Here is a 23,804-nt window from a genome sequence, read left to right as displayed (position 1 = left end):
CGGAAATTCCGCTTGAAAGCTCCACATATTAGCCATGGCGATTGACCCGAATGCATCGTCGCGGGGCGGCGCTCGAAGGCCACGCCAGCGACCGTGCCGCTGCCCGGGTGATGATCTCCCTGTAGAAGTCGGACGTCAGCGAGTTCCGCAAGGGCGGGGAATCTGGTTCCGGGGAAACGACGAATCCGGCCTGCGTCTGCGTCACCCAGGCCTGAAGGACACGGCGGATCAGGTGGAGCGCCCCGTGCGGCCGCGGCGGGTGAGGGCACGCTGCGCCCTGCTCAGCAGGCGGCTCGGGGAACGGGATCGCAGCGCGGCATGGGCGGCGTTGGCGCCCGGGGCGCCGTGCACGCCGCCGCCCGGATGGGCCCCCGCGGACGCCAGGAAGAGTCCCGCGATCGGTGTCTCCGGACGTCCCGTTCCCGGGAGGGGGCGGAAGACCAGCTGCTGGTGCATGCCCGCGGTGCCCCCGTTGATGGCACCGCCGTGGAGGTTGGCGTCGTTCGCCTCGAGCTGGGGCGGGGCGAGTACACGGCGGGCGGCGACGAGTGAGCGGAAGCCGGGTGCGTACCGCTCGACCTGTGCTTCGACCCGGTCGGCCATCAGGTCCTGGTCGGTGCGGGTCCAGGTGCCGGTGATGCCCGCCCCGCCCGCGTCGCCGCGGACACGGTGGGGGAGGTGGGTGTACGCCCACGCGGATTGCGTACCGGACGGGGAACGCGACCCGTCTGCCGTGGTCATCTGCCCGAACAGGAGGAAGGGCCGCTCGGGCACCTGCCCCATGGCGATCTGCGCGGCGAACCGCGTCAGTTCGTCGACACCTTCGGCCAGGTGCACGGTGCCCGCCTGCGCCGCCGCGGACGACGACCACGGCACCGCGCCCTCCAGGGCCCAGTCCACCTTGAAGGTCGCGAAGTCCCACTGGAAGCGGCGCAGATCCTCCAGGACCCGGTCCGGGAGGTCGTCCCGTTTGACCAGCTGCCCGTACAGCGCGGGCACGGACACGTCGGCCAGGACTGCGCGGCGTGCCGGCACCGCGTCGCCGTCGGCAGTACGGACCCCCACCGCCCGGCCGGAGCGCACCACGACCTCCGTCACCCGCGCTCCGCACCGCAGCGTCCCGCCGCGTCTGCGGAGCCGCCCGACGAGGGCGGCCGTGAGCGCTCCGGCGCCGCCGACGGGCACGGTGAAACCGTACGTCTGCCCCAGCATGGCCATGAGCCAGCCGAATCCTCCGCTCCCCGCGGCTTCCGGGGCGAGATCGGCGTGCAGCGCGCAGCCGGCCAGCAGCAAGGGGCCCAACTCGCCCCGGAACTCCTCCTCGCCCAGACGGCGCACGGGAAGCACCAGGGTGCGTGCCATGCGCAGCCCACCGCCCGCGCGCAGCCGTGCCGCGAGCCGCAGGCCCGGGCGTACCGGCGGGAAGGGTGTGAACAGGGCATCGACGAGGTCGTCGCCGAGGCGCCCCCAGATCGTGCACAGCCGGAGCCATGCCGCGCCGTCGCCGGCGGTCTCCGTGTCGAGGACCGCGGCCGTGTCGATGGCACGCCGGTGCAGCACCGCGCAGCGGCCGTCGAGCAGCGGATGGGCGACGACGGCCGGCGCGTGGCTCCACCGCAGGCCTTCACGGTGCAGGTCGAGCCCGCGGATGACCGGCGAGGCGGCCGTGAGGGGGTAGAAGGAGCTGAACAGGTCGTGGACGAACTCGGGATGGACGTCCCGCCCGGAGCGGACTCCGCCGCCGGGCTCGTCCTGGGCCTCGAGTACCTCCACGCCCCATCCGGCGTCGGCCAGCAGGTTGGCGGCGACCAGGCCGTTGGGACCCGCGCCGATCACGACCGCGTCCGCCATGGGTGCCTCCCGTCGCCGGCGCCGTTCAGCCGCCGTCCGTGCCTTCACGTGCCGCGTCGGCCTCCACGGCGTCGGCGAGCCGGCTGAGCATGCTGCGGTGCCGGACCTGGAGCAGCGCGTCCAGCGCGGCGTTGTGGAACAGGCCGCCGGGGCCGCGCAGCGGATGCTCGTCGACGATGACCAGGGTGTCCTTGCCCCAGGGGCGCAGGTCGATCGCGATCCGCGCGGAGCCGAGCCATCCGCTGAAGGCCTCCAGTTCCAGCAGCCGAGGGGGCCGGCAGATCCGTACGATCGTCTCGCCGGTCAGCTTCACCGGGCCCAGCGGCACGGTGTACTCGATGCTGGAGCCGACCGCCGGCCAGTCGCCGTCGCCGCGCCGGGACGACGACGGACCCACCACCCAGTCCCCGTAACGCGTGCCGTCGGCCAGCACGGCCCACACGTCCTCCGGCGCGCCGCGGACCAGCCTGTGCCGAACTGCCATGAGTACCTCCGGTGACCTTCGTGTTCACCGCACGCCTGTTCTTCTGCCCTCGGTTACGGTCGTTATAGGCGTGTTTGCGGAGTTTCCTCGTCGCAGCGGGAGGACCAAGGTGACGGACTCCCTGCCCTTGCTGGGACGTACGGCCGTGGTCACCGGCGCCTCCCGGGGCATCGGGCGGGCGGTGGCGCACCTCCTCGCGGCCCGCGGCGCCCGTGTCGCGCTGCTCGGACTGGAACCGGAGGAATTGGAGTGGGCGGCCGCCGGCGTGCCCGGTCCGGCGCGGGCCTGGCACCTCGATGTCACGGACGAGGCCGCCCTGCGCCGCACTGCCGACGAGGTGACGGGGCAGTTCGGGCCGGCATCCGTGGTCGTCGCGAACGCCGGGATCGCCTCCGCGGGCCCCTTCGGCGAGTGCTCCATGGCGACCTGGCGCAGGATCATCGAGGTCAACCTCGTCGGAAGTGCTCTGACCGCCCGGGCCTTCCTCCCACAACTGCTGGCCACCCGCGGCTACTACCTGCAGGTCTCCTCGCTCGCGGCGATCGGCGCCGCCCCGTTGATGTCCGCCTACTGCGCCTCCAAGTCAGGGGTCGAGGCCTTCACGCACTCCCTGCGCGCCGAGGTGGTCCACCGTGGCGTCGCCGTGGGCGTCGCCTACCTGAGCTGGACGGACACCGAGATGATCCGCGATGCCCGGTACGACGCGCCCCTGCGCGAACTGAGGGCCCTCATGCCCTGGCCGGCGAGCCGTACCTACCCCGCCGAGGACACGGCGGAGCGGCTCGTGCGGGGCATCGAACGCCGCGCGCCCGCCGTCTACGTACAGCCCTGGCTGCGCGGCGTCCAAGCGGTGCGCACCCTTCTGCCGGGTGTGGTCGCCTGGCGGGCCCGGCACGCGATGGGCGCCTTGGAACGGCGGGACGGCATCGCCGGGGACGCAGCACGGTGACCTCGCGTCCGGGAGGCGTCGGGCGGCAGGGCCCGGCCCCGCAATGCGGCGGGCCTGCGCATCGGGTCGCCGGTGCGGGTAGTACGTTGAAGACGAAAGGACGAGCGAGAACACCATGGACGACTCCGACACGCCCCACCCTCCCGAACTCCTCCCGGATGAGATCCAGCGAGAGGTGAAACCCGGGACGGCAGTGCTGAGGCTGGAGACGACCCCCGACCGTCAGGGCATCCTCGACGGTGCGTGGTGGCCGCGTTCCCGCGACATCGTCGCGGAGCTTCCCAGCCTGATCACCGAGTTGGTCCGTCACCTGGGCCCCATCACGCGCGTCGGCCTGGACGCGAGCGCCTGGGACGCACTCCCCACGCGCCTGACCATCGACGACCGGGTCGTCCACATCGACTCCTTCGCCGTCGGTGACGACACGGTCCTGATCACCCGCGGCGAGCGGGACCACTTCTCCCTGCTCGTGGTTCCGCCACAGGCGACCCCCGATGCGGCACGCGCCGCGATGGCCAAGGCAGTAGCGGCCGGCAACGTCCAAGGGGCCGAACAGATCCTCATCGACACGGGCACGGAACCCGACGACATCGAGGGAATGCCTCCCGGCGGGTCGTGACGCCGGTTCCGGCGAAGCGGTCGGCGTCCCCTCCGCCCACACGCAGGGACTTGTCGTAGTGCGGGAGGCGACGACCCTCGCTCACGCACCCTGGTGCGGGAGCATCGCGCAACCGCCAACACAACGGCCCCGGCGCATTCACACGCCAGGGCCGCCCTTCCAAACTGCCGCACGTGAGAGTGCGCCAGTTCACTGTCCATTCTACTGCTGCCGGGCTCTCGACGCAGAGACACGGATACCGGGAGAGCCGTATCCCGCGGACGCCAGAGGGAAGCTCCCAACAGGGCCCGAACCGGCGGTCCGTCGCCGGTCCGGGCCCCGCGGTGAAGCCGGGCGACCCGGGTTCGCCCGCCCCAGCCGCCTGCCGGCCCGATCGGGTCCGGGCCGGTACATCACCCCCAGGCGGTTGCCGGCGGCCAGTCGGCCCGGCGGGCCCGGGCGGTGTCCGCTCGTTTGCGGGTCTCCGCCGCTTCGCCCGTGTCATCGCGGCCCGACGCCGGTCGAGCCGGAATCTCTCCCTCGTGCGGACGGCCGGTGGGGGCCGGGTGGCCCGTGCCCGCTCCGGACTGGAACGACTCCACGGCTCCGGGGCCCTGCGTGGTGTCGACCGTGAGGTGCAGGCGGGTGCCGCCTTCGGGGGTTGCCGGGTAGCTGCGCTGTTCCGTCCCCGCGAAGTGCCTCCGGAGCGTTTCGGCGACCCGGCGGGCGGCCTCGGGGGACGCGGCGATGATGCGGACCTCGGCGAGCGCGGTCCGGGGCGGCGCCGTCCGCACGGTGTCCGCCGCGGACGGCGGGCGGTCCGCAACGGTGACCCGACGAGGCGAGGCCAGCAGCCGTTCGGGTCGCCGCGCACTCGCTGCCGTCGAACCAGTGGATCGCAGCAGACGACGGCTTCCGTCTCGCGGCTCTTCCTGCACCGTCCCGGCCGGTGAGTTCGCGGGATCGCCCGCGCTTTCCTCTGGGACGGCGACGGTCCGGCGACGACGGTACGGAAGGAGATCGCCGTAGCGGAAGGCGGCGATCCGCTGGTCGTGGCGGTCGTTGAGCGCATGGATCAGGAAGGTGCCCACGGCGATCATCGCGAGGAGCACGGCCAGGCTGACGAGGAACGTCATCACGCTCACACCCCTCCCGCGCGGACCGGCACCACGACCGTGTCGGCCGCGGACGCGGCTCCGCCTTCCGACTCCCAGTCCGCTTCGTCCCGGCCGTCGGTTCCCGCGGCCGGGAGCAGTTCGTCGTCCGCCAGGATGCCGCTCGCAGTGCGTCGGCACCGGGGGTCGGCCGCGGCTGCCATCAGCCGGGTCGCTGCGGCCAGGTCACATTCCGGCGGGATGACCAGCAGATCGAGGCGGCCCGTGGTGTAGGAGAGCAGCAGCAGTTTGTTCGCGTCCTGTTCGGTGAACCAGCCGACGTGGACGACATGTCCCGAGACGGGCACCTTGCGCGGGATCACGGGCCAGAGCGAGGGGTGCACCGCGACTCGGGTCACGCGCGCCCAGCAGCGGTCCAGCGTGTCGATCAGGGCCGGGAGTTCGCGCGTGAGATCGCGAGAACGAGGCCACCAGGCTCCGTCCAGCAGTCCCCGGGTGCCGGCATCGGCCGGCTTGAGCGCCAGCCGAGGCGGCGGTATCGGTGGTGAGGAGTCCAGCCCATCAGCGACGAATGGGCGATCGAGGACGATGTTCATGACACGGACCTGACTCCGGGGAGCGTTCCCGCTTGCCCGAGATGGTCGTTCGCCGGGAACGACACCGGCATGAGGGCCCGTGTGCGAAATGCTCCTGGTGTGTCAAGGATACTCCGGTGACGACCCGACGGGACCGTGGTTCGGCGGCAAGCAGTGCCGTGATGTCCCGCGGGCAGCGCCCTGGAAGACTCGTCCTACGTACTCGGGGCCCATGTGACGGAAGCGAACGGCCATGGACCGGTACCTGGCGGAGGTCCTTCGGGCGCACGGCGGCGGTGACCGCTACGCGCGGTTCGGCGAGGTCCGCGCGACGATCGTCACCGGCGGCGATCTGTGGGCTATGAAGGGCGTGCCGCAGGACCCGGCGCCCCGCGACATGACCGTGTGGCTCCATGAGGAGCGGGCGTCCCTGCGCCCCTATGGCGCGCCGGACCAGCGGACGGACTTCACCCCCGGCCGTGTCGCGATCGAGAAGGCCGACGGCACGGTCGTCGCCGAGCGCGGCGACCCCCGGTCCCACTTCGCGGGGCACACGATGACCACCCCCTGGGACGCGCTGGACCGCGCCTACTTCAACGGCTACGCCCTGTGGACCTACCTGACCACCCCCTTCCTGCTCGCCGGCCCGGGCGTCACCGTCTCCGGGATCGGGGCGTGGCGCGAGGGCGACGAGACGTGGCGGGGCCTGCGCGCCACGTTCCCCGAGGACGTGGCCACGCACTCCCGTGAGCAGGACTTCTACTTCGACGAGGCCCTCCGGCTGCGCCGCTACGACTACCACGTGGAGATCGCGGGCGGCTTCGCGTGCGCGCAGTACGTCCACGACTACGTCGAGGCCCAGGGGCTGAGGATGCCCTCGAAGCGCCGGGTGCACCTCCGCGCCGAGGACGGCAGCCCGCGGCGCGACACGTTGCTCGTCTCGATCGACGTCAGCGACGTGCACTACGCGTGAGGCTCAGGGAGCCAGCGTGAGCGTCGCCGGCGTCCCCCGCGCCAGCATCTTGGTGTAGGGACACAGCGAGTCCGCCCGCCTCAGGAGGGGAGCGGCGGTCGCCGCGTCCGTCCCGGGCCAGGTGATCACCAGGTCCGCCCGCACCAGGTAGCCGCCGTCCAGGGGGTCCCGGCCGAAGGCGACGGAGGCCTCCACCGCGATCGTCGCGGGGTTGCGGCCGGCCTGCCGGGCGACCAGGCTGAGGGCGCCGTGGAAGCAGGCTGCGAGCCCGGCGGCGAACAGCTGTTCCGGATTCGTGCCGCCGCTCTCCCCGCCGAGTTCGGGGGGCAGCCGCAGCACGAGGTCGAGCATCCCGTCGGACGACCGGGCCCGTCCCGATGCCCGTCCGTGGCTCACCTCGCCGCCGCTGACGGTCACGGACGTCGTGTAGATGGGGGAGAAGGCCGTGCCGTCGTAGTCCTTCGCCGTGGACAGCCCGGGCCACCGGGTCGGGTCGCTCACGGTGCGGGCGCCTTTCCGCCGCACATGACTGTGGTCTGCATGGTCCGCCCTTCGTCATCCCGGGAGAGGCCCGGACCCGATCAACGACTCTGACCAATCAGCTGATCAACTTGTGACACGCCGGAGGTGAATTCCACGTGAACTCACCCGCGGGCCCGAGCGATTGACGCCCGGGTGGCCCGCGGGGCACCCAAGCGCGGCATATCGGGCGTCACAGCCACGTCGATCCACTGGTCTCCATGAAGAGTCCCGGCCCGCCCCCACCAGGAGGTCTTCATGAATTGGCGTTACGACGCTGCGTGCCGCGAGGAGGATCCGGAGCTGTTCTTCCCCATCAGCAGCAGCGGCCCGGGAATGGCGCAGATCCAGGAGGCCAAGGCCGTGTGCCTGCGGTGCCCCGTCATGGCTCAGTGCCTGCGGTCGGCGCTGTCGGCCGGTCGTCTCGACGGGATCTGGGGCGGCACCACGGAGGACGAACGGCGGAGGATGCAGCGCCGCGACTACGTCGAGCGCTGGCGGAAGACGCGGCAGGCCACCGCCTGATCCGGGTCGGACGCTTATGGGCTTCCCTTGTTCGATGTTCGTCACATGTCGAACAATATCGGTCGGGGGTGGATGGCGCGGCGGAAGCGGATGGGTTCCATGTCACATATGCGGTGGATGTCCTGTCGTACCCGGAAAGCCGGAACGGTGGCGCAGCGCCGCACACGGGCGCGACCGCGCGGCCACGCAATGCCCCCGCACGGAAAGGCAGCGCATGTGATCCCCTCCCTTCCGCTCCGCAACCGCCCCGCCCCCCGCTCGCGGGGGCCGGGGATACAGGCCGCCGTCGCGCTCCTCCTCCTCGCCGCCGTGAGCGTCCTGGACGGGCTGTGCGCACCGGCCGTCGGCTGGGCGGCGACGCTCGTGGCCGCCTCGGCGGCGGCGAGGTTCGCCGGTGCCGCGCTGACCGCAGGAGCCGTCCTGATCGTCGCCGCGGCCGGGACCGGCCTCGTCGTCAGCCCCACGGGGGTTCCGCCGGTCACCACCTCACAGGACGCCGCCGTGCTCGTGCTGTCCGTGGTCGCCGTCGTGTTCTGCGTCCGCCAGGAGCACCAACAGCTGGAGCTGACCGCCGTACGGGCGGTCTCCGAGATCACGCAGCGAGTCGTCCTGCGCCCGCTCCCCGACCGGATCGGCCCGCTGCGCGTCGCCGCCGCCTACCAGGCCTCGGACGCCCACGCCACCGTCGGCGGCGACCTCTACGCGGCCGCCCGCGTCCCCGGAGCGACGCGGATGCTGATCGGTGACGTCCGCGGCAAGGGCCTGCAGGGGATCCACGAAGTGGCGGCCGGCGTCGGCGCGTTCAGGGAGGCGGCACCTCGCTGCGCCACCCTGTCCGAAGTGGCCGCGCACCTGGAGGGCAGCATGCGCACCCACCTGGAGGAGTTCGGGGAGAACCACGACGACGCCGCCGAACGCTTCGTCACCGCGCTGGTGTTGGAGATACCGGACGACCGGCGGGTCATCCGCGCGGTCAACTGCGGCCACCCCGCGCCCCTCGTCTCCGGTGGCGGACGCGTCACCCTCCTGGAGCCCCGCCGCTGCGGGCCGCCCCTCGGCCTGGGCGGCCTGGCCCCCCACGACCACCACGAGGACACCTTCCCCTTCGCCCTTGGGGACGTCCTCCTGCTCTACACCGACGGCGTCACCGAGGCCCGGGACCCGGCGGGCACCTTCTACCCCCTCCAGGACCGGGTCGCCTCCTGGACGGGCGACGAGCCCGGCGGCCTCGTGCGGCACGTACGGGAAGACCTGTGCCGGCACCTCAGGGGCCCGCTGAGCGACGACGTCGCCATCGTCGCCCTCCAGCGGGTTCCCGTTCCCGCGCAGGCGGCCGCCCCCGGGGTGGAGGCCGGGCGGGTTCCGGGCGGGCCGCCGCCGGGCGCGGCGGGGAGTTCCCGTCCGCCGCCCCTTCGGGTGATGGCGGCCTGCACGCCCTGACACCGCCTGCCCGTCGCACCGTGCGGCGCGGTCCGGCGTGCCCTCGGGCGGCCTCCGCGGCAGACCAGGCGCGTCGAGTGCCGCGAAGGTACGTTAAGCAGGTAGGGGCATTAACCGGTCACAGGCATCGGGAGATGGGCAAAGCCATGAAAATCGCAGTCATCGGCGGAACCGGGCTCATCGGCTCGCAGGTCGTGAAGGACCTCAAAGCGGCCGGCCAGGAGGCCGTGCCGCACTCCCTGTCCACCGGCGTGGACCTCCTGAGCGGCGAGGGCGTCGTGGAGGCCGTCGCGGGCGCGGACGTCGTCGTCAACCTCACGAACTCGCCGACCTTCGACGAGGCCTCGCCCGCGTTCTTCCAGACGTCGATGGACAACCTGATCGCCGCCTGTGAGAAGGGCGGCGTCGGTCACATGGTCATCCTCTCCATCGTGGGTGTGGACCAGGTGCCGGAGCTGGACTACTACCGGGCGAAGGTGCTCCAGGAGGACATCCTCAAGGCGAGTTCGATCCCGTACTCCATCGTCCGCGCCACGCAGTTCATGGAGTTCATGGACGCGACGATGTCCTGGACCACCGACGGCGACACCGTCCGGCTGCCGCACACCCCGCTCCAGCCGATCGCCGCCGCCGACGTCGCGCGGATGGTCGCCGAGGTCGCCTCGGGTCCCCCGCTCAACGGGACCGTGGACATCGCCGGGCCCGATGTCTTCTCCCTCGACGAGATCGGCCGGATCACCATCGCCGCCAAGGGCGACGGGCGTTCCGTCGTCGTCGACGACACCGCGGGCATGTTCGCCGTCCCCCAGGGCGACGTCCTCGTCGGTGGGCAAGCCGCCCGCATCGCCCCCACCCACTACCGGGACTGGCTGTCCTGACCGACGGGCGCGTCCCGACCGCGGACGACGCCGACCGAGGACGACGCAGTGGATGACGCCGACGACCTCCAGGAAGCACAGGAGGAGTTCCAGGCCGCCCGTGGCAGCCTGTTCGGCATCGCCTACCGGATGCTCGGCAGCGTGAGCGAGGCCGAGGACATCCTGCAGGAGGCGTGGATCCGCTGGCAGACCTACGACCGCTCCAAGGTGGAGAACCCCCCGGCGTTCCTCGCGACGACGGTCACCAGGCTCGCCATCAACGTGCTGCAGTCGGCCAGGGCTCGGCGTGAGACCTACGTCGGACCCTGGCTGCCGGAGCCGGTGGACACCGAGAGCGACCCCGCGCTGGGAGCCGTGAACGGGGAGGCGCTGGAGGTCGCGGTGCTGATGCTCCTGGAGAAGCTCACGCCCGCGGAACGTGCCGCCTACGTGCTCCGGGAGGCCTTCGAGTACCCCTACGCGCAGATCGCGGAGATCATCGGGCAGTCCAACGCCAACGCGCGCCAACTGGTGAGCCGGGCGCGCAAGCACCTGGCGGCGGAGAAGCGGGCCGGTGTCGTGACCGCCGACCGCCAGCGCTTCCTGACGGCGTTCGTGGCGGCCGCGAAGGCGGGGGAGGTGGGGGTGCTGGAGGACATGTTCGCCGAGGACGTCGTCTCGTACTCCGACGGCGGAGGCGAGGTCCGTGCCTCGAAGTTCCCCGTCGTGGGCCGTCAGCGGGTGGCCAAGTACATCCACGCCTTCGCCGACCGGTTCTGGGTCGGCGCCACCGTGGAGCCCGTCCAGGTGAACGGCGGGCCCGGCATGAAGCTGTCCCGCGACGGCACGGTCTACGCCGTCCTGACGCTGAGCGTCACACCGGAGGGCATCGACCGGGTGATGTGGATGATGAGCCCGACGAAACTCGCCGTCCTGGACAAGTGAGCGCACGGACCCCCGGCACCGCCCAGGGGGCGCGCGGCGCCGGGGGAGGGGCTCCGGTCAGTCGACGAAGTACGAGTCGTGCTTGTCCAGGAACGCGGCGCGTTCCTCCGCCGTGGCGTTGCCCATCTGCGAGATCTGCTCGAAGTACTCCTCACGCGGCGCGCCCGGCGTGAAGAGCAGCAGCATCTCCGCCGGGGCGTCGGAGTCGTTGCGGAAGGCGTGCAGCCCGCCCTGCGGGACGTGCAGGAAGTCGCCTTCCTGGGCGTCCACCCACTTCTCGCCGTTGTAGAGGCGGACGGTGCCGTTGAGGATGAAGAAGGACTCCGAGATGGTCCGGTGGAAGTGCGTCTTGGGACCGCCCGCGTTCGCCCTCATCATGACGCGGTAGAGCCCGTACTCGCCCCGCGTCATGTCCGTGGTCGCCAGGTAGTGGATGCCGTCCCCGGCCTGGCCGACGTTCGGAGGGGCGCTCGCCGGGCGGAAGTTGGCGTTGACCTCGCCGCTGTCCCCGAAGTACACCTGCTTTGGGTATGACATGCCTACCGTCCCTCGCTCGCGTCGTGTGCGCCGTGGCGCACCGGTGGGGCGTGTGCCGGCCGCTCCGGTCGGCCGTCCATGACCACGCCCCTGACGGGGAGACCGGGTTGCCCGCGCGTGTGTGACAGCTCCGTGGCGTCAGGAGACGGCGACGACGCCCACCGCGGCCAAACCGTTGTCCGCGCGCAGGAGGATGTCGTAGAGGTAGGTGTCGCCCGCGCGGGGCGTCAGGACCCGCCGGCCCCCGGAGGGCAGGGTCCCGGTGACCGTCTCGTGCCTCTCGCCGGGCGCCGATCCGCTGACGGCCACGAGCCTGACCGGCGTCCTGCCGATGTTCTCCAGCGTAACGGAGCGGGTCCTCGGACACGTACCGGTGAGCTCGTCGGCGCAGTGGAAGCGCACGTCGCCGAAGTCGGTCAGGCCGCAGGAGACGTCGGTGGCGAAGCTGAAGTGGGCGGAGCAGACGGCACCCCCGCGCAGGGCCGTCGCGGGCGGCGAGGCGTGGGCGTCGTCCGGGGGAGGGCCGTCCGTGCACGCCGTGGCGAACGGCGCGAGCGCGACGGTGCTGACGAGTACGGCGGACAGGAGTGCTGTGCGCACGTGGAGCTCCAGAAGAAGGAAGGCGAAGTGGGGGGCGCGCGTGGCGTCGCCGTGGACGTCGGCCCGGGACGGCTGACGTCGAGTCCTCAGGAACGTAGCAGACAGTGTTGATCCGTCCGGCGAGCGGAGGGCCTGCGGACAGCCACCAAAACGGTCTTTCTGGTGGGAAACATCCCCATACATCCCCGTCGCGATCACAGTGTTCACCACTGAGCGGACATGCTCTGTCACACCGACAGGGCCTGCGCTGTCTTATTGGTGACGGAGAGAAACAGAGGGAATCATGCGCGAGATCCTGATCGTCGGCGGCGGCTACGCGGGCTTCTACACGGCCTGGGGCCTCGAGAAGACGCTGCGGCCCGGGGAGGCGCGGGTCACCGTCGTCGACCCGCGTCCCTACATGACGTACCAGCCGTTCCTGCCGGAGGTGACCGCAGGTTCGGTGGAGGCACGCCACGCCGCCGTGTCGATGCGGCGGCACCTGCACAAGTCCCGGCTGGTCGCGGGCAGCGTGACCGGGATCCGCCACGCCGACCGCACGGTGACCGTCCGGCCCGTGAAGGGGGAGGAGTACGAACTCCGGTACGACACCCTCGTCGTCACCGCGGGAGCCGTGACCCGTACCTTCCCCATCCCGGGCCTGGCCCGGCACGCCATCGGCCTGAAGCACGTCGAGGAGGCGGTCGCCATCCGCGACCGGCTGCTGACGGCGTTCGACCAGGCCGCCTCGCTGCCCCCGGGGCCCGAGCGGCGGAAGCTGCTCACCGTCACCTTCGTGGGCGGTGGGTTCTCCGGTGTCGAAGGCTTCGGTGAGCTGCTGTCGCTGGCGACCGCGATGCTCAAGTCCTACCCGGAACTGAGCCTGGAGGAGCTGTCGTTCCACCTGGTGGAGGCGCGGGGCCGCATCCTGCCCGAGGTGACCGACGGGCCCGGGGCCTGGGTCGTGCGCCACCTGGAGCGCCGCGGCGGGCATGTGCACCTGAACACCCAGCTGGTCTCCGCCGAGGACGGGCACGTCGTGCTGTCCACCGGGGAGGAGTTCGACTCGGAACTCATCGTCTGGACCGCCGGCAACGCCTCGAACCCCGTGGTGCACAACCACACCGACCTGCCGGTCGACGAGCGCGGCCTGCTCATCGTGCGGCCGGACCTGCGGGTGGGTACGGACGCCGAGCCGGTGCCGGACGTGTGGGCGGCCGGGGACGACGCGGCCGTGCCCGACCTGGCCTCGCCCGTGCCGGGGGCACACACGGTGCCGAACGCCCAGCACGCGGTCCGGCAGGGCAAGCGCCTGGCCAAGAACATCGTCGCGAGCCTGCGCGGCGGCAGGGTCAGGGACTACCGCCACAGCAGCCTCGGCGTGGTCGCCACGCTGGGCCTGGGACGCGGCATCTTCCAGTACAAGGCCATCGTTATCAAGGGGTTTCCGGCCTGGCTGATGCACCGCGGCTACCACGTGCTCGCGGTGCCCACCTGGGAGCGGAAGGTCCGGGTGCTCACCGTCTGGCTCACCGCCGCCCTGTTCGGCCGGGACCTCGTCTCCCTCGCCTCCGTGCAGCACCCGCGGGACGCGTTCGTCACGAGCGCCACCCCCCGGCGTCCCGCGGAGCCGCGGGCGGGCGACCACGCCGGAGTGTGAACGCCGGGAAGGCGACGCTGAGCGGGAGGTGGGGCGCGCTCGACCGGCTCCACCGCCGCATCGAGAACCGCGTCGAGCGGGCTCTGCACGGGCAACTGGGCGTGAGCGCACGGGAGTTCCATGCCCTGCGAGCCCTCCAGGAGAGCATCCGCGACGCCGAGGGCCAGCTCCACTTCGACGAACTTGCCGACGCGATCGGCCTGACCCAGTCCGCGACCAGCCGGCTGGTGACCCGGCTGCGCGACCGGGGATTGATCACCACGCGCACCTCGGCGCACGACCGGCGGAGCGTGGACGTGCACCTCACGCCGGTCGCGCAGGACGTGCTGCGGCTCGGGGTGCCGCTCCTGGAGCGCGCCGTCCACGACGTCGTGTCCGGCCTCCGCGCGGACGACACCGACGCCGACCTCATCCGCTACCTCCAGGGGCTCTCGTAGCCCCTGGAGGCGCGTGCGTCCCGACCGGGCCCGTCACGTTCCGTCACATTGGCATTCGTGTATGCGGAACTTTCCACCACGGATGAATAACGTGTCACTCTTTCTCTGGCGGCAGAGGGCCGAATCTGTGCGGTTTTTGGCGAAGTGCCGGACTCGACATACCTTTTGCCCCGTTTGTCCAGCGTATGATGTGAGGCAACGGTGGGTTGTGAGCCCATGGAACACACCATGCGCTCTCCGCAAGCCTGTTGTTCCGGTGCCGACGACGACTTTCTCCCGCCCCTTTCTGTCACATGATCGGGCCCCTTCCGGTCTATTCAGCGGACGTGAATGGAGAGATCGTGACGCTCGGTGAGCAGAGACCGTGTAGTGGCCACCCATGTAATGCATCGTGTGACACCCTTGTGTCACACGGCCAGGGGCTGCCCGTAAATGACCTCTGACCGGCGGAACGCGGACGCCGAGCCGTCCCCCTCCGCACCGAGCCTCGACGAGGCGGCCTCAGCGTTCGTCGAACTCCAGCCACGCCTGTTCGGCATCGCGTACCGCGTGCTCGGCAGCGCCGCCGAGGCCGAGGACGTGGTGCAGGAGGTGTGGCTGCGCTGGCAACGGACCGACCGCTCCGCGGTGCTCAGCCCGGCCGCCTTTCTCTCGACCACGACGACCCGGCTGGCCATCAACGTCGCACAATCCGCCCGGGTGCGCCGGGAGACCTACATCGGACCCTGGCTGCCCGAGCCCGTGGACACGAGCGCGGACCCCGAAGCGGGCGTCCAGCGGACGGAGGCCGTGGAGTTCGCCCTGCTGCTGGTCCTGGAGCGGCTGAACCCCACGGAACGCGCGGCCTACGTCCTGCGTGAGGCGTTCGACTACGGTTATCCGGAGATCGCCGAGATACTCCAGCTCAGCATCGTCAACGTCCGCAAGATCGTCAGCCGGGCCCGCAAACACGTGGTGGACAAGCCCCGCGGGACCGTCGACGCCGCGGAGCACCAGCGCCTCCTGGAGACCTTCGTCTCGGCGGCCCGGACGGGGAACCTCGCCCCGCTGGAAGCCCTCCTCGCCCCGGACGCCGGGGCGTGAAGGGCTCGCGGAGCCGTCAGGGCCCGAGGGTGCGCACGGGACGGGCCGGATGGTTCCAGGGCCGGAGCTTGTCGGGGTTGAGGACGATCCAGGCCTGCGAGACGCGGTGGTCGGCGACGTCCAGGCTGATGACCGCCACCACCTGGCCCTCGTAGCGGGCCACCAGACCGGTGCGGCCGTTCACGGAGTGGGCGGACAGGGCCACCCGCTGGCGGTGCGCGAGCAAGGTCAGCAGACTGCGCGCGACCGCCTCGGCGCCGTGCACCGGCCGGACCAGCGCCCGGATCTTCCCGCCACCGTCGAAGAAGGCCGTGGCGTCCGGACACATCAGCGACGTCAGCCGCACCACGTCGCCGCCCACGCAGGCCGCGCGCACCGCGCGCGCCACCGCGTCCTGCTCCTCCGGCGTCACCGGATGCGACCGGCAGGCGCGGATCGTCAGCCGCGCACGATCGGCGAGCTCGGCGCATTCCGGCTCCGACCGCCCCACCACGTCCGCCACGGCGCCCAGCGCCATCCCGAAGCAGTCGTTGAGCACGAACGCCGCCCGCTCCACGGGCGACAGCGCGGCCAGGGCCGTCAGCAGGACCTCACCGATCTCCTGCTCCAGCTCGGCTCCCATGCCCGGCCGTTCCGTGTCCGCCACGGACGGGACGGTTCCCCCGGCGGACGTGGCCAGACGCTCCAGACAGATCGCGCCGACCGTCTTCACGAGCCACGCCCCGGGCGGATCGATCGACCGGCGGGCCGCCTCCGGCAGCTCGAACCACCGGCGGTAGACCTCGTCGACGACCGCCTCGGCCTCCGCCGAGCCGCCCACCATCCACAACGCCACGTCCAGCAAGTGCCGACGTTCGTCCAGCAGCTCCGCGATCGGCACCGCGTCACCGGAGAAATCCATGACCCCCGACCTCCCTCGCCCACCACACCGACATGGCACCGGATTCCGGTCCTAGTGGTGAGACCGGGTCCGTGCGGACCTTGTGACATTGAGCCCACGCGCCGGCCGCCGGCGGAGCTGTCCCCGTGCGGGCCCCCCCCCGTGAGCAAGGCGCGAAACTCCCTTCCGCATTACCGCGCAGACGGCACACGTCACACTTTCGCCGCGTGATCGGTCGTATTGACGGAAGGTGCACGAGAGTGCCGACCCGCGACCCGCCATGGGTGAAACATGAATGGTGACAGGAACATGGACGGTGACAGCCGGCCCGCCGATTCGGAACGACCGCCGGACCGGGGGGTGAAAGTCGCCGAATGGGTCGGCGAACGATTGGGCGTCGACAGACGTACCAGATCGTCCGGGATGCGGAAGGCATTCCCCAGCCATTGGTCATTCATGCTGGGGGAGATATCCCTCTACAGCTTCTTCATCCTCGTCCTGACGGGGGTGTACCTGTCGCTGTACTTCCATCCGTCGATGACGCCGGTGGAATACCACGGCAGTTACGCACCGCTGCAGGGCCAAATGGTGTCCGAGGCCTTCGACTCGACGATGCGCATCTCCTTCGAGGTGCGCGGCGGCCTGCTGATCCGCCAGGCCCATCACTGGGCGGCGCTGATCTTCGTCGCCAGCATGTTCGCCCACATGCTCCGGGTGTTCTTCACCGGTGCGTTCCGCAAGCCGCGCGAGCTCAACTGGGTGCTCGGCTTCTCCCTGCTGGTCCTGGGCATGTTCGAGGGACTGACGGGCTACGACCTCCCGGACGACCTGCTCTCCGGGACCGGACTCATGGTCGTGAACGGCACCATCCTCTCGATACCGGTCGTCGGGACCTACCTGTCGATGTACCTCTTCGGGGGCGAGTACCCGGGCAAGGACCTGATCGCGCACTTCAACACGCTCCACGTCGTGGTGATCCCCGCCCTCATGGCCGGCATCCTCGTCGCCCACCTGGTCCTGGCGCGCCGTCACCGGCGCGCGCAGTACCCGGGGCCCGGACGTACCGAGCGGAACGTGGTCGGCCTGCCCTTCCGGGTGTACGCCGTGAAGTCCGGGGCGTACTTCCTCCTGGTCAGCGGGGTCGTCCTCATCATCGCCTCGACCACGCAGATCAACCCCATCTGGCTGTACGGCCCCTACCGGCCCGACCAGGTCACCGCCGGTTCACAGCCCGACTGGTACATGGGCGTGCTCGACGGCCTGCTGCGCGTCATGCCCGGCTGGGAGGTCGTCTTCTGGGGCCACACCCTGGCGCTGGACAACCTCGTGCCGTTGCTGGCGGGCGCCGGGCTCTTCCTCGCCCTGGGGGCCTACCCGTTCGTCGAGGCATGGGTCACCAAGGACGGCAACCGCGACCACCACATCCTCGACCGGCCCCGCAACCGGCCGGTGCGCACCGCCTTGGGCGCCGCGTGGGTCAGCGTGTACGCGGTGGCGCTGCTGGGCGCCGCGAACGACGTGATCTCCATCCGCCTGCACATGTCGGTCAACTCCGTGACGTGGGCCGTCCGCGTCGGCCTGTTCGTCGTGCCCTTCGTGGTGTACGGCGTGACCAAGCGCTGGGCGCTCGCCCTCCAGCGCAGCGACCGCGACAAGGTCCTGCACGGCCGCGAGACCGGGATCATCAAGCGCCTGCCGGACGGCGAGTACGTCGAAGTCCACCAGCCGCTCGGCCGCGAACAACTCCACCTCCTCACGCAGCACGAGCAGTACGCGCCCATCCGCCTCTCCCCGGACGGCAGGGCGGGCCGTGTGGAGCGACTGCGGGCCCTGCTCAGCCGGGGCCTGTACGGGAAGGGAACACAGATTCCCAAGCCCACCGTGCGGGAATTCGAGGAGATCACCCACGACCACGGTGAGAAGAACATTGTCCACTGAGGTGTCACATATTCAGCCGGTCCTTTGTCATAAGGGCGAAGGAAGTGCACGAGAGTGCCGAACTTGGGAGTTCGACAATGAGCAAGCCCGTCCTCGAGCCTGCGGCTCAGGAAATCGCGGACGCCACGGCGACGCCGCCATTCCTCTACGAGCTCGGTCCGGAAGGCGCCCGTAAGGTCCTCGACGACCTGCAGGCGGCGCCGGTCGAGAAGTACGACGTGCAGGAAAAGTGGATCACCGTGCCGGCCGAGGTGGGCGACGTGCGCGTGCGCATCGTCAAGCCCGTGGGCGCGGAGGAGGTCCTGCCCGTCGTGCTGTACGTGCACGGTGGCGGGTGGGTGCTCGGCAACGCGGGTACGCACGACCGTCTCGTGCGCGAACTGGCCGTCATGGCGCATGCCGCGGTGGTGTTCGTCGAGTACGACCGCTCGCCCGAGGTCCGGTACCCGGTCGCGATCGAGCAGGCGTACGCGACGGCCCGCTGGATCACCGGGAAGGGCGCGGACGAGGGCCTGGACGCCTCGCGCATGGCCGTTGCCGGCGACTCCGTCGGCGGCAACATGACCGCGGCGCTGACGATCATGGCGAAGCAGCGCGGCGACGTGACCTTCGTCCACCAGTCGCTCTACTACCCCGTGACCGACGCGGCCCAGGACACCGGCAGCTACCGGGAGTTCGCAGACGGCCCGTACCTGACCGCGAAGGCCATGGCCTGGTTCTGGGACTGCTACACCACCGACCCGGCCGAGCGGGCGGAGATCACCGCCTCGCCGCTGCGGGCGAGCCTGGAGGACCTCGAGGGCCTGCCGCCCGCGCTGGTCATCACCGACGAGAACGACGTGCTGCGCGACGAGGGCGAGGCCTACGCCCGCAAGCTCACGCAGGCCGGCGTCCCCACCACCAGCGTCCGCTACAACGGCACGCTGCACGACTTCATGATGCTCAACCCCGTCCGTCCCACGCAGGCGACCACCGCCGCGATGGAGCAGGCCACCCGCGCGCTGCACACCGCGCTGCACACCAACTGACCCACCCCACCGCCGGAGCGCGGGGCCGGGCCACTGCGCCGCCCCTGCCCGCGGGCCTCCCCGAGAAGCGCCCGCACCGGTGATTCCTGGTGGTCCCGGACCCGGACGTCCCTGGTTGCCGGCCGCGAGCCACCTCTCGCAGACGTGCGGCGGCATCCCGCCGCACCCTCCGCCGGACCTCGTTCCCGGGGCCCGGACCGCACAACCACCTCCCGCCTCGAAAGGGCCTTCCTGTGAACCGTCATGCCCGTTACCGGACCCTCCGCACCCCGCTCACCGTCATGGCGACGGTGACTGTCGCCGCCGGTCTGCTCGCCGCGACCATGGCCCCCGCCAGCGCCACCAAGGGCGAGCACGGCGCCCCCTCGCACCACCGCAAGCCGACCGTGGTCCTGGTCCACGGCGCGTTCGCCGACTCCTCCAGCTGGAACGACGTCGTCAAGAAGCTGAAGCACGACGGCTACCCCGTGGTGGCCGCGTCCAACCCGCTGCGCGGGCTGGCCAGCGACGCCGCGTACGTCCGGGAGCTGGTGGACAGCATCGACGGGCCCGTGGTCCTGGCCGGCCACTCCTACGGCGGCGCCGTGATCTCCAACGCCGCCCACGGCTCCGACAAGGTCAAGGCCCTGGTCTACCTGGCCGCCTTCATGCCCGACAAGGGCGAGGACGCCTTCAACCTGTCGCTGAAGTTCGAGGGCAGCACGCTCGGCGGCGCGCTGAAGCAGGTGCCGGTCACGATGCCCGACGGTTCCAAGGGCGTCGACCTCTACATCGACCAGGCCAAGTTCCACCAGCAGTTCGCCGCGGACGTCCCCGCACACACCGCGGAGATCATGGCGGCCACCCAGCGCCCCGTGTCCGGCGGCGCGCTGAACGAGCCCTCCGGCGAGCCCGCGTGGAAGACCATCCCCTCCTGGACCCTGGTGGCCTCCAACGACCGGAACATCCCCCGCGAGCTCCAGGTCTTCATGGCCAAGCGCGCCAAGTCCCACGTGGAGGAGGTCCGCGCGTCCCACGCGGTGAGCGTGTCCCACCCCAAGGAGTCCGCGCGCATCATCGAGGAAGCCGCGCGCTCGGTCCGCTGACCGCCGGCCCGGTGACCCCGCGGGCGGGGCGGCGCACGATGCGCCGCCCCGCCCGCCGTTCGTGGCCTTCGGGAAATTCGGTTGCCTGACCGCCCGCTGGTCGAACATCATCTCGGCCATGGATCTGTAACCAGTGGCGCACGTGCGGAATGAAGACGGGTTGGAGTCACTCCCCGTCCGGTTCCGGCGTGCCGTTCGAAGCCCGCACCTCGTGATCGGTGCGGGCTTCCTTCACGCGACGTGATGTGCCACGTCGCGCCGGCCGGTGTGCTCCGCTCTCGGACGCCGGCCTCACGCCACTGGATCCGGGGGAGTTCACAGCGCCGCGACGCGCTCCCTGACGCCTCCTCCGTCAGCCCTGGAGTTCGCCGAAGCCATGAACGAGGTCCGCAGTATCCGTGTGTCCGCTGAAGGCGGCGGTTCCGACGTCGACCGGAAAGCGCTGTGGGTGGTCAGGGAGCTCGCTCTGCCCGCCATCGTCACGGCATGCGTGTCGTGCAGGTCCACGCGCCACCGTCCCAGCGGCAAGTTCCGCGTGAACGCGAGCGGCAAGCTCCTCGACGTCTGGATGCTGATCTGCTGCGAGCTGTGCGGCCGTACGTCGAAGATCCCCGTCCACGAGCGCGTCCACGTACAGGCACTCGACCACGAGCGGTTGCTGATGTTCGAGAACAACGATCCGGCCATGGTGCGGCATCTGACGATGGACGGGGCGCTGGCCGGAAGGGCCGGGTACCGGCTCGACTGGACCGGCACATGGGAGCTGGAGACCGACACGCCGTTCTACGACATCGAGCAGGACGATCCGGCATCGTTCGAGGTCGTCGTCGGTTTCGACCTCCCTGCGCCCGTCCGGGTCGAGAAGCTGCTCATGACCGGACTCGGCCTGAGCCGGTCCGCTGTGAGAGCCATGGCGGCCTGCGGGCGGCTACGCCTGCCCCTGGCCGTCGACGCGAAGGCACGCGGAGACTTCACCTTCTTCGTCATCGCCACCCCACCGCCTTCGCACGACGCGGCCGCGGACCACACGGCCTAGGGTCGCGGCGCCGACTGCCCCGCGCACCGGCCGGCCGGCCGGCCGGTGCGCGGGGCATGGACATCACCCGCGCCGGCGTCGAGGATGGCCACTCACAACACGTCAAGATTTCTGCCCGGTGATGGAGTCGGTGCGGGGCGCGTGCCCCCTCTCCGCGCCACCACTGGACGGTTTCAGGCGGCTTCCACGGGACGGCACATCCGGGCACCGACGTCCCAGGTGGGCCGTCCCGCCGGGCAGCGAAAGGGAATCGCCGTGCCCTCGGCGAACTACCGTTCCCTGCTGCGTACCCCCGGCGCCGCGGCCTTCTTCCTGCCCGCGTCGCTCGGACGCGTCGGCATCGCGATGACCGGCCTCAGCATCGTCTGGCTCGTGCACAGCCATACCGGCACCTTCACCGCGGCCGGCCTGGTCGGCGGCGGATTCGCGGTGACCGACGCGCTCGTGGCGCCCCAACTGGCCCGGCTCGTGGACCGGTTCGGGCAGACCCGGGTGCTGCCGCCCGCACTGCTCACCCACGCCTTCGCGGTAGCCGTCCTGGTGTCCCTGGTGGCCGCCGACGCCTCCGACGCCCTCATGACGCTGGGCGGTGCGCTGGTCGGGGCCAGCCTTCCCCAGCTCAGCGCGATGTCCGCGGCACGCTGGGCGGCGCTGCTGCGCACCGATCGCGCCGCGGAACTGCCCACCGCTTTCGCGCTGGAGTCGATCGGCAACGCGGTGGCCTACCTCGTGGGCCCGGCGCTGGTCAGTGCGCTCGCCGCGGCCGGACATCCCGCGGCCGGCGTGGTGCTCGCCGCCTCCTTGTCGGTGGCCGGCGGCCTGGTCCTCGCGGCGCAGCGCGGCAGCGCGCCCCCGCCGGCGGCCGACAGCGCCGTACACGCCCGTGCGGGCCGGTCGTTGCTGTGCGGCGCGGTCTTCGTACTGATGGGGCTCAACCTCGCCCTCGGTGTCTTCTTCGGCGCCATGCAGGTGTCGGTGACCGCCTTCGCGGTGGAGCACGGCGCACCGGGCGCCGCGGCCGTGGTCTTCACCGTCTCCAGTTGCAGCGGTCTGCTGGCCGGTTGGGTGTACGGCTCGCGCCGGTGGGGCGCCGCGCCCCCGGTGCAACTGCTGGCGGCGACCAGTGCGCTCCTGCTCGGCACGCTGCTGCTGCCCATGGTCGGCTCACCGTTCGGGCTCGGGTTGGTCGTCCTCCTGACCGGTGCCACGATCCAGCCCCTTCTGGTGCTCTTCTCCGTGCTGACCGAGTCGGCCGTCCACCGGGCCGTCCTGACCCAGGCGTTCTCCTGGCTCGGCTCCGCCAGCGCTGCGGGCTCGGCCGCCGCCGCGGCGGTCTCCGGCTGGGCGATCGACTCGTTCGGGGCACATGGCGGCTTCGTGGTCACCACCGCGGCGGCGGCCGCGATGACCCTCCAGAGCCTCGCGGGCCTGCGTCTCCTGCGGACGGGGAAGGGACGGCCGGCGCGTGCGGAGCCGACGGCGAACTGAGGGCGGGAACCTTCCTTCAGGCGCGTACGGCGCGGAGGCCGGACGCCAGCTCCGCGCGGTCGATCAGTGCCGTGAGGCTGACGGCCGGCCCGGACGTCAGCGCGTCGCCCGCGAGCGCGCCCACGTCGACCGGCGAGGTCCGCCCGCCCAGCGGATGCGTGAACCCGGTGACGACCCAGCGGCCGCCCACGGGTGAGGCCGAGTCCTCGCACCATGCCCAGCGTGCGCCGTGCACGCCGATCAGGAACTCCGCGAGGCAGGCCACCAGCAGCGTGTGGAGCTCGACCCACTCGTCCCGGTCGAGGAGAGCGGGGATCTCCCGGGCCAGACGCGCGTCGAGGACGTGTGCCGCGGTCCCCGGGTCCGTCCGCAGGAGATCGGGAGCATGACCGAGACCGGCCAGGACGTCCCCGGTACGGCCGCGGCACGCGGCGGCCCACTCGGAGACATCGACCAGGGCGGTGGGATTTGCAGTCATTCCGGTAGGAATATCAGAGCGGACTCGACGGGCCGCACGGCCCCCCGCCCCCGCCGCCGCTGCCAGGCGAAATCCCGTTGTCGGGCTCCGCGAGGCTGCGAGAGCATCCGGGAATGGACGTGCCCGCCGAGATCCTCCGCTCCGACCAGGTCGAACTGCGCCGCTGGCGTACCGGCGACCTCGACGCCCTGGACCACGCCATCCACGAGTCCCTCGGCCACTTGGTGCCCTGGATGCCCTGGGCGGCGGGCCACGGAAGACGGGACACCGCCGGCTTCCTGGCCCGCAGCCAGGACGAGTGGGGGAGCGGGGAGGCGTACGCCTACGCGATCACGTCGGAGGACGTGGTGATCGGCAGTTGCGGTCTCCACCGCCGCATCGGTGCGGGCGGACTGGAGATCGGGTACTGGCTCCACCCCCGGTGGACCGGACGGGGACTCGCCACGGCGGCCGCCGCCGCACTCGTCGGCCAGGGCTTCGGCCTGACCGGCATCGACCGGCTGGAGATCCACCACGACGCCGCCAACGCCGCCAGCGGAGCCGTCGCCCGCCGCCTCGGCTTCACCGAGATCGCACACGTACCGGAACCGGAAGGCCCGTCCGCCCCCGGCGAGGTGGGGATCGAGGTCGTCTGGCGGATGACCTCGGAGCAGTGGTGTGCGTCCCTGCCGGGTCGCGCGCTCTGAGCAAGGGGGGCACCGTGCGCGCCCGGGAGGATCGGTCAGGAATGGAGAAGCCCCCGCG

General features: G+C 71.4%; 24 protein-coding genes and 1 pseudogene. 16 read left to right on the top strand and 9 right to left on the bottom strand.

The window, feature by feature from the left end:
- Positions 1–228: 228 nt before the first annotated feature.
- The gene (locus tag PV350_RS02725; protein ID WP_500332711.1) at positions 229–1,851 is read right to left on the bottom strand and encodes a phytoene desaturase family protein; all 1,623 of its coding nucleotides are present in this window, start codon (positions 1,849–1,851) and stop codon (positions 229–231) included.
- Between the two features lie 25 nt (positions 1,852–1,876).
- A complete protein-coding gene (locus PV350_RS02720) occupies positions 1,877–2,335 on the bottom strand; it encodes an SRPBCC family protein (protein ID WP_499509669.1) in 459 nt (152 codons plus the stop codon).
- Between the two features lie 109 nt (positions 2,336–2,444).
- Here PV350_RS02720 and PV350_RS02715 point away from each other — a divergent pair, with 109 nt between their 5' ends.
- Both PV350_RS02715 and PV350_RS02710 read left to right on the top strand, forming a co-directional pair.
- Positions 2,445–3,284: an SDR family oxidoreductase gene (locus PV350_RS02715; protein ID WP_500332710.1), complete on the top strand. Its 840-nt coding sequence runs from the start codon at positions 2,445–2,447 to the stop codon at positions 3,282–3,284.
- Between the two features lie 115 nt (positions 3,285–3,399).
- A complete protein-coding gene (locus PV350_RS02710) occupies positions 3,400–3,903 on the top strand; it encodes a DUF5994 family protein (protein ID WP_500332709.1) in 504 nt (167 codons plus the stop codon).
- Between the two features lie 392 nt (positions 3,904–4,295).
- Here the strand turns inward: PV350_RS02710 and PV350_RS02705 are convergent, their stop codons facing one another.
- Positions 4,296–5,018, bottom strand: a complete 723-nt coding sequence (locus tag PV350_RS02705; RefSeq protein ID WP_500332745.1) for a hypothetical protein — start codon at positions 5,016–5,018, stop codon at positions 4,296–4,298.
- Between the two features lie 5 nt (positions 5,019–5,023).
- On the bottom strand, positions 5,024–5,593 hold the full coding sequence (locus PV350_RS02700) for a DUF5994 family protein (protein ID WP_500332708.1): 570 nt from the start codon (positions 5,591–5,593) through the stop codon (positions 5,024–5,026).
- A gap of 232 nt (positions 5,594–5,825) precedes the next feature.
- Between PV350_RS02700 and PV350_RS02695 the strand changes: the two genes are divergently transcribed.
- Positions 5,826–6,545 carry a hypothetical protein gene (locus PV350_RS02695; RefSeq protein ID WP_500332707.1) on the top strand — a complete coding sequence of 240 codons (720 nt, stop codon included), beginning with the start codon at positions 5,826–5,828 and terminating at the stop codon, positions 6,543–6,545.
- Between the two features lie 3 nt (positions 6,546–6,548).
- Here PV350_RS02695 and PV350_RS02690 read toward each other — a convergent pair whose 3' ends face one another.
- Positions 6,549–7,046: an Ohr family peroxiredoxin gene (locus PV350_RS02690; protein WP_499509664.1), complete on the bottom strand. Its 498-nt coding sequence runs from the start codon at positions 7,044–7,046 to the stop codon at positions 6,549–6,551.
- Positions 7,047–7,322: 276 nt separating this feature from the next.
- Here PV350_RS02690 and PV350_RS02685 point away from each other — a divergent pair, with 276 nt between their 5' ends.
- The 4 genes from PV350_RS02685 (at position 7,323) to PV350_RS02670 (ending at position 10,831) form a co-directional block, all read left to right on the top strand.
- Positions 7,323–7,589, top strand: coding sequence for a WhiB family transcriptional regulator (locus PV350_RS02685; RefSeq protein ID WP_499509663.1), 267 nt, complete (start codon positions 7,323–7,325; stop codon positions 7,587–7,589).
- A gap of 216 nt (positions 7,590–7,805) precedes the next feature.
- A complete protein-coding gene (locus tag PV350_RS02680) occupies positions 7,806–9,029 on the top strand; it encodes a PP2C family protein-serine/threonine phosphatase (RefSeq protein ID WP_500332706.1) in 1,224 nt (407 codons plus the stop codon).
- 146 nt (positions 9,030–9,175) lie between these two features.
- A complete protein-coding gene (locus tag PV350_RS02675; protein WP_499509661.1) occupies positions 9,176–9,907 on the top strand; it encodes an SDR family oxidoreductase in 732 nt (243 codons plus the stop codon).
- Positions 9,908–9,955: 48 nt separating this feature from the next.
- Positions 9,956–10,831, top strand: a complete 876-nt coding sequence (locus PV350_RS02670) for an RNA polymerase sigma-70 factor (RefSeq protein ID WP_499509660.1) — start codon at positions 9,956–9,958, stop codon at positions 10,829–10,831.
- A 57-nt stretch (positions 10,832–10,888) separates the two neighbouring features.
- Here the strand turns inward: PV350_RS02670 and PV350_RS02665 are convergent, their stop codons facing one another.
- Both PV350_RS02665 and PV350_RS02660 read right to left on the bottom strand, forming a co-directional pair.
- Complete coding sequence (locus PV350_RS02665) at positions 10,889–11,368, bottom strand: cupin domain-containing protein (RefSeq protein ID WP_499509659.1); 480 nt, start codon at positions 11,366–11,368, stop codon at positions 10,889–10,891.
- Positions 11,369–11,506: 138 nt separating this feature from the next.
- Positions 11,507–11,968, bottom strand: a complete 462-nt coding sequence (locus PV350_RS02660) for a hypothetical protein (protein ID WP_499509658.1) — start codon at positions 11,966–11,968, stop codon at positions 11,507–11,509.
- A gap of 283 nt (positions 11,969–12,251) precedes the next feature.
- Here PV350_RS02660 and PV350_RS02655 point away from each other — a divergent pair, with 283 nt between their 5' ends.
- From PV350_RS02655 to PV350_RS02645, 3 genes and pseudogenes are all read left to right on the top strand, one after another.
- A complete protein-coding gene (locus tag PV350_RS02655) occupies positions 12,252–13,607 on the top strand; it encodes an NAD(P)/FAD-dependent oxidoreductase (RefSeq protein ID WP_500332704.1) in 1,356 nt (451 codons plus the stop codon).
- Complete coding sequence (locus PV350_RS02650) at positions 13,604–14,044, top strand: MarR family winged helix-turn-helix transcriptional regulator (protein ID WP_499509656.1); 441 nt, start codon at positions 13,604–13,606, stop codon at positions 14,042–14,044. The genes PV350_RS02655 and PV350_RS02650 overlap by 4 nt, the downstream gene beginning before the upstream one ends.
- Before the next feature lie 432 nt (positions 14,045–14,476).
- Positions 14,477–15,118: pseudogene (locus tag PV350_RS02645) on the top strand (sigma-70 family RNA polymerase sigma factor); the annotation flags it as partial.
- Positions 15,119–15,143: 25 nt separating this feature from the next.
- On the opposite strand, the gene PV350_RS02640 reads toward PV350_RS02645, so the two are convergent.
- Positions 15,144–16,028, bottom strand: a complete 885-nt coding sequence (locus PV350_RS02640; protein ID WP_500332703.1) for a sigma-70 family RNA polymerase sigma factor family protein — start codon at positions 16,026–16,028, stop codon at positions 15,144–15,146.
- 288 nt (positions 16,029–16,316) lie between these two features.
- Between PV350_RS02640 and qcrB the strand changes: the two genes are divergently transcribed.
- The 5 genes from qcrB (at position 16,317) to PV350_RS02615 (ending at position 22,582) form a co-directional block, all read left to right on the top strand.
- Positions 16,317–17,945: a cytochrome bc1 complex cytochrome b subunit gene (qcrB, locus tag PV350_RS02635; protein WP_499509654.1), complete on the top strand. Its 1,629-nt coding sequence runs from the start codon at positions 16,317–16,319 to the stop codon at positions 17,943–17,945.
- A gap of 77 nt (positions 17,946–18,022) precedes the next feature.
- Positions 18,023–18,973: an alpha/beta hydrolase gene (locus tag PV350_RS02630; protein WP_499509653.1), complete on the top strand. Its 951-nt coding sequence runs from the start codon at positions 18,023–18,025 to the stop codon at positions 18,971–18,973.
- A gap of 281 nt (positions 18,974–19,254) precedes the next feature.
- Entirely contained in the window at positions 19,255–20,058 is an 804-nt protein-coding gene (locus tag PV350_RS02625; RefSeq protein ID WP_500332702.1) for an alpha/beta fold hydrolase, read from the top strand.
- Positions 20,059–20,458: 400 nt separating this feature from the next.
- Complete coding sequence (locus tag PV350_RS02620) at positions 20,459–21,094, top strand: DUF1062 domain-containing protein (RefSeq protein WP_500332701.1); 636 nt, start codon at positions 20,459–20,461, stop codon at positions 21,092–21,094.
- A 255-nt stretch (positions 21,095–21,349) separates the two neighbouring features.
- Complete coding sequence (locus PV350_RS02615; protein ID WP_500332700.1) at positions 21,350–22,582, top strand: MFS transporter; 1,233 nt, start codon at positions 21,350–21,352, stop codon at positions 22,580–22,582.
- Positions 22,583–22,598: 16 nt separating this feature from the next.
- On the opposite strand, the gene PV350_RS02610 is transcribed toward PV350_RS02615, so the two are convergent.
- Positions 22,599–23,060 carry a hypothetical protein gene (locus PV350_RS02610; RefSeq protein ID WP_499509649.1) on the bottom strand — a complete coding sequence of 154 codons (462 nt, stop codon included), beginning with the start codon at positions 23,058–23,060 and terminating at the stop codon, positions 22,599–22,601.
- Positions 23,061–23,173: 113 nt separating this feature from the next.
- On the opposite strand from PV350_RS02610, the gene PV350_RS02605 reads away from it, so the two are divergent.
- Positions 23,174–23,746: a GNAT family N-acetyltransferase gene (locus tag PV350_RS02605; protein ID WP_499509648.1), complete on the top strand. Its 573-nt coding sequence runs from the start codon at positions 23,174–23,176 to the stop codon at positions 23,744–23,746.
- Positions 23,747–23,804: the final 58 nt, after the last annotated feature.

The sequence above is a fragment of the Streptomyces sp. PA03-6a genome, assembly GCF_033792765.1.
Taxonomy (GTDB): domain Bacteria; phylum Actinomycetota; class Actinomycetes; order Streptomycetales; family Streptomycetaceae; genus Actinacidiphila.
This window is presented reverse-complemented; position numbering and strand designations above follow the sequence as displayed.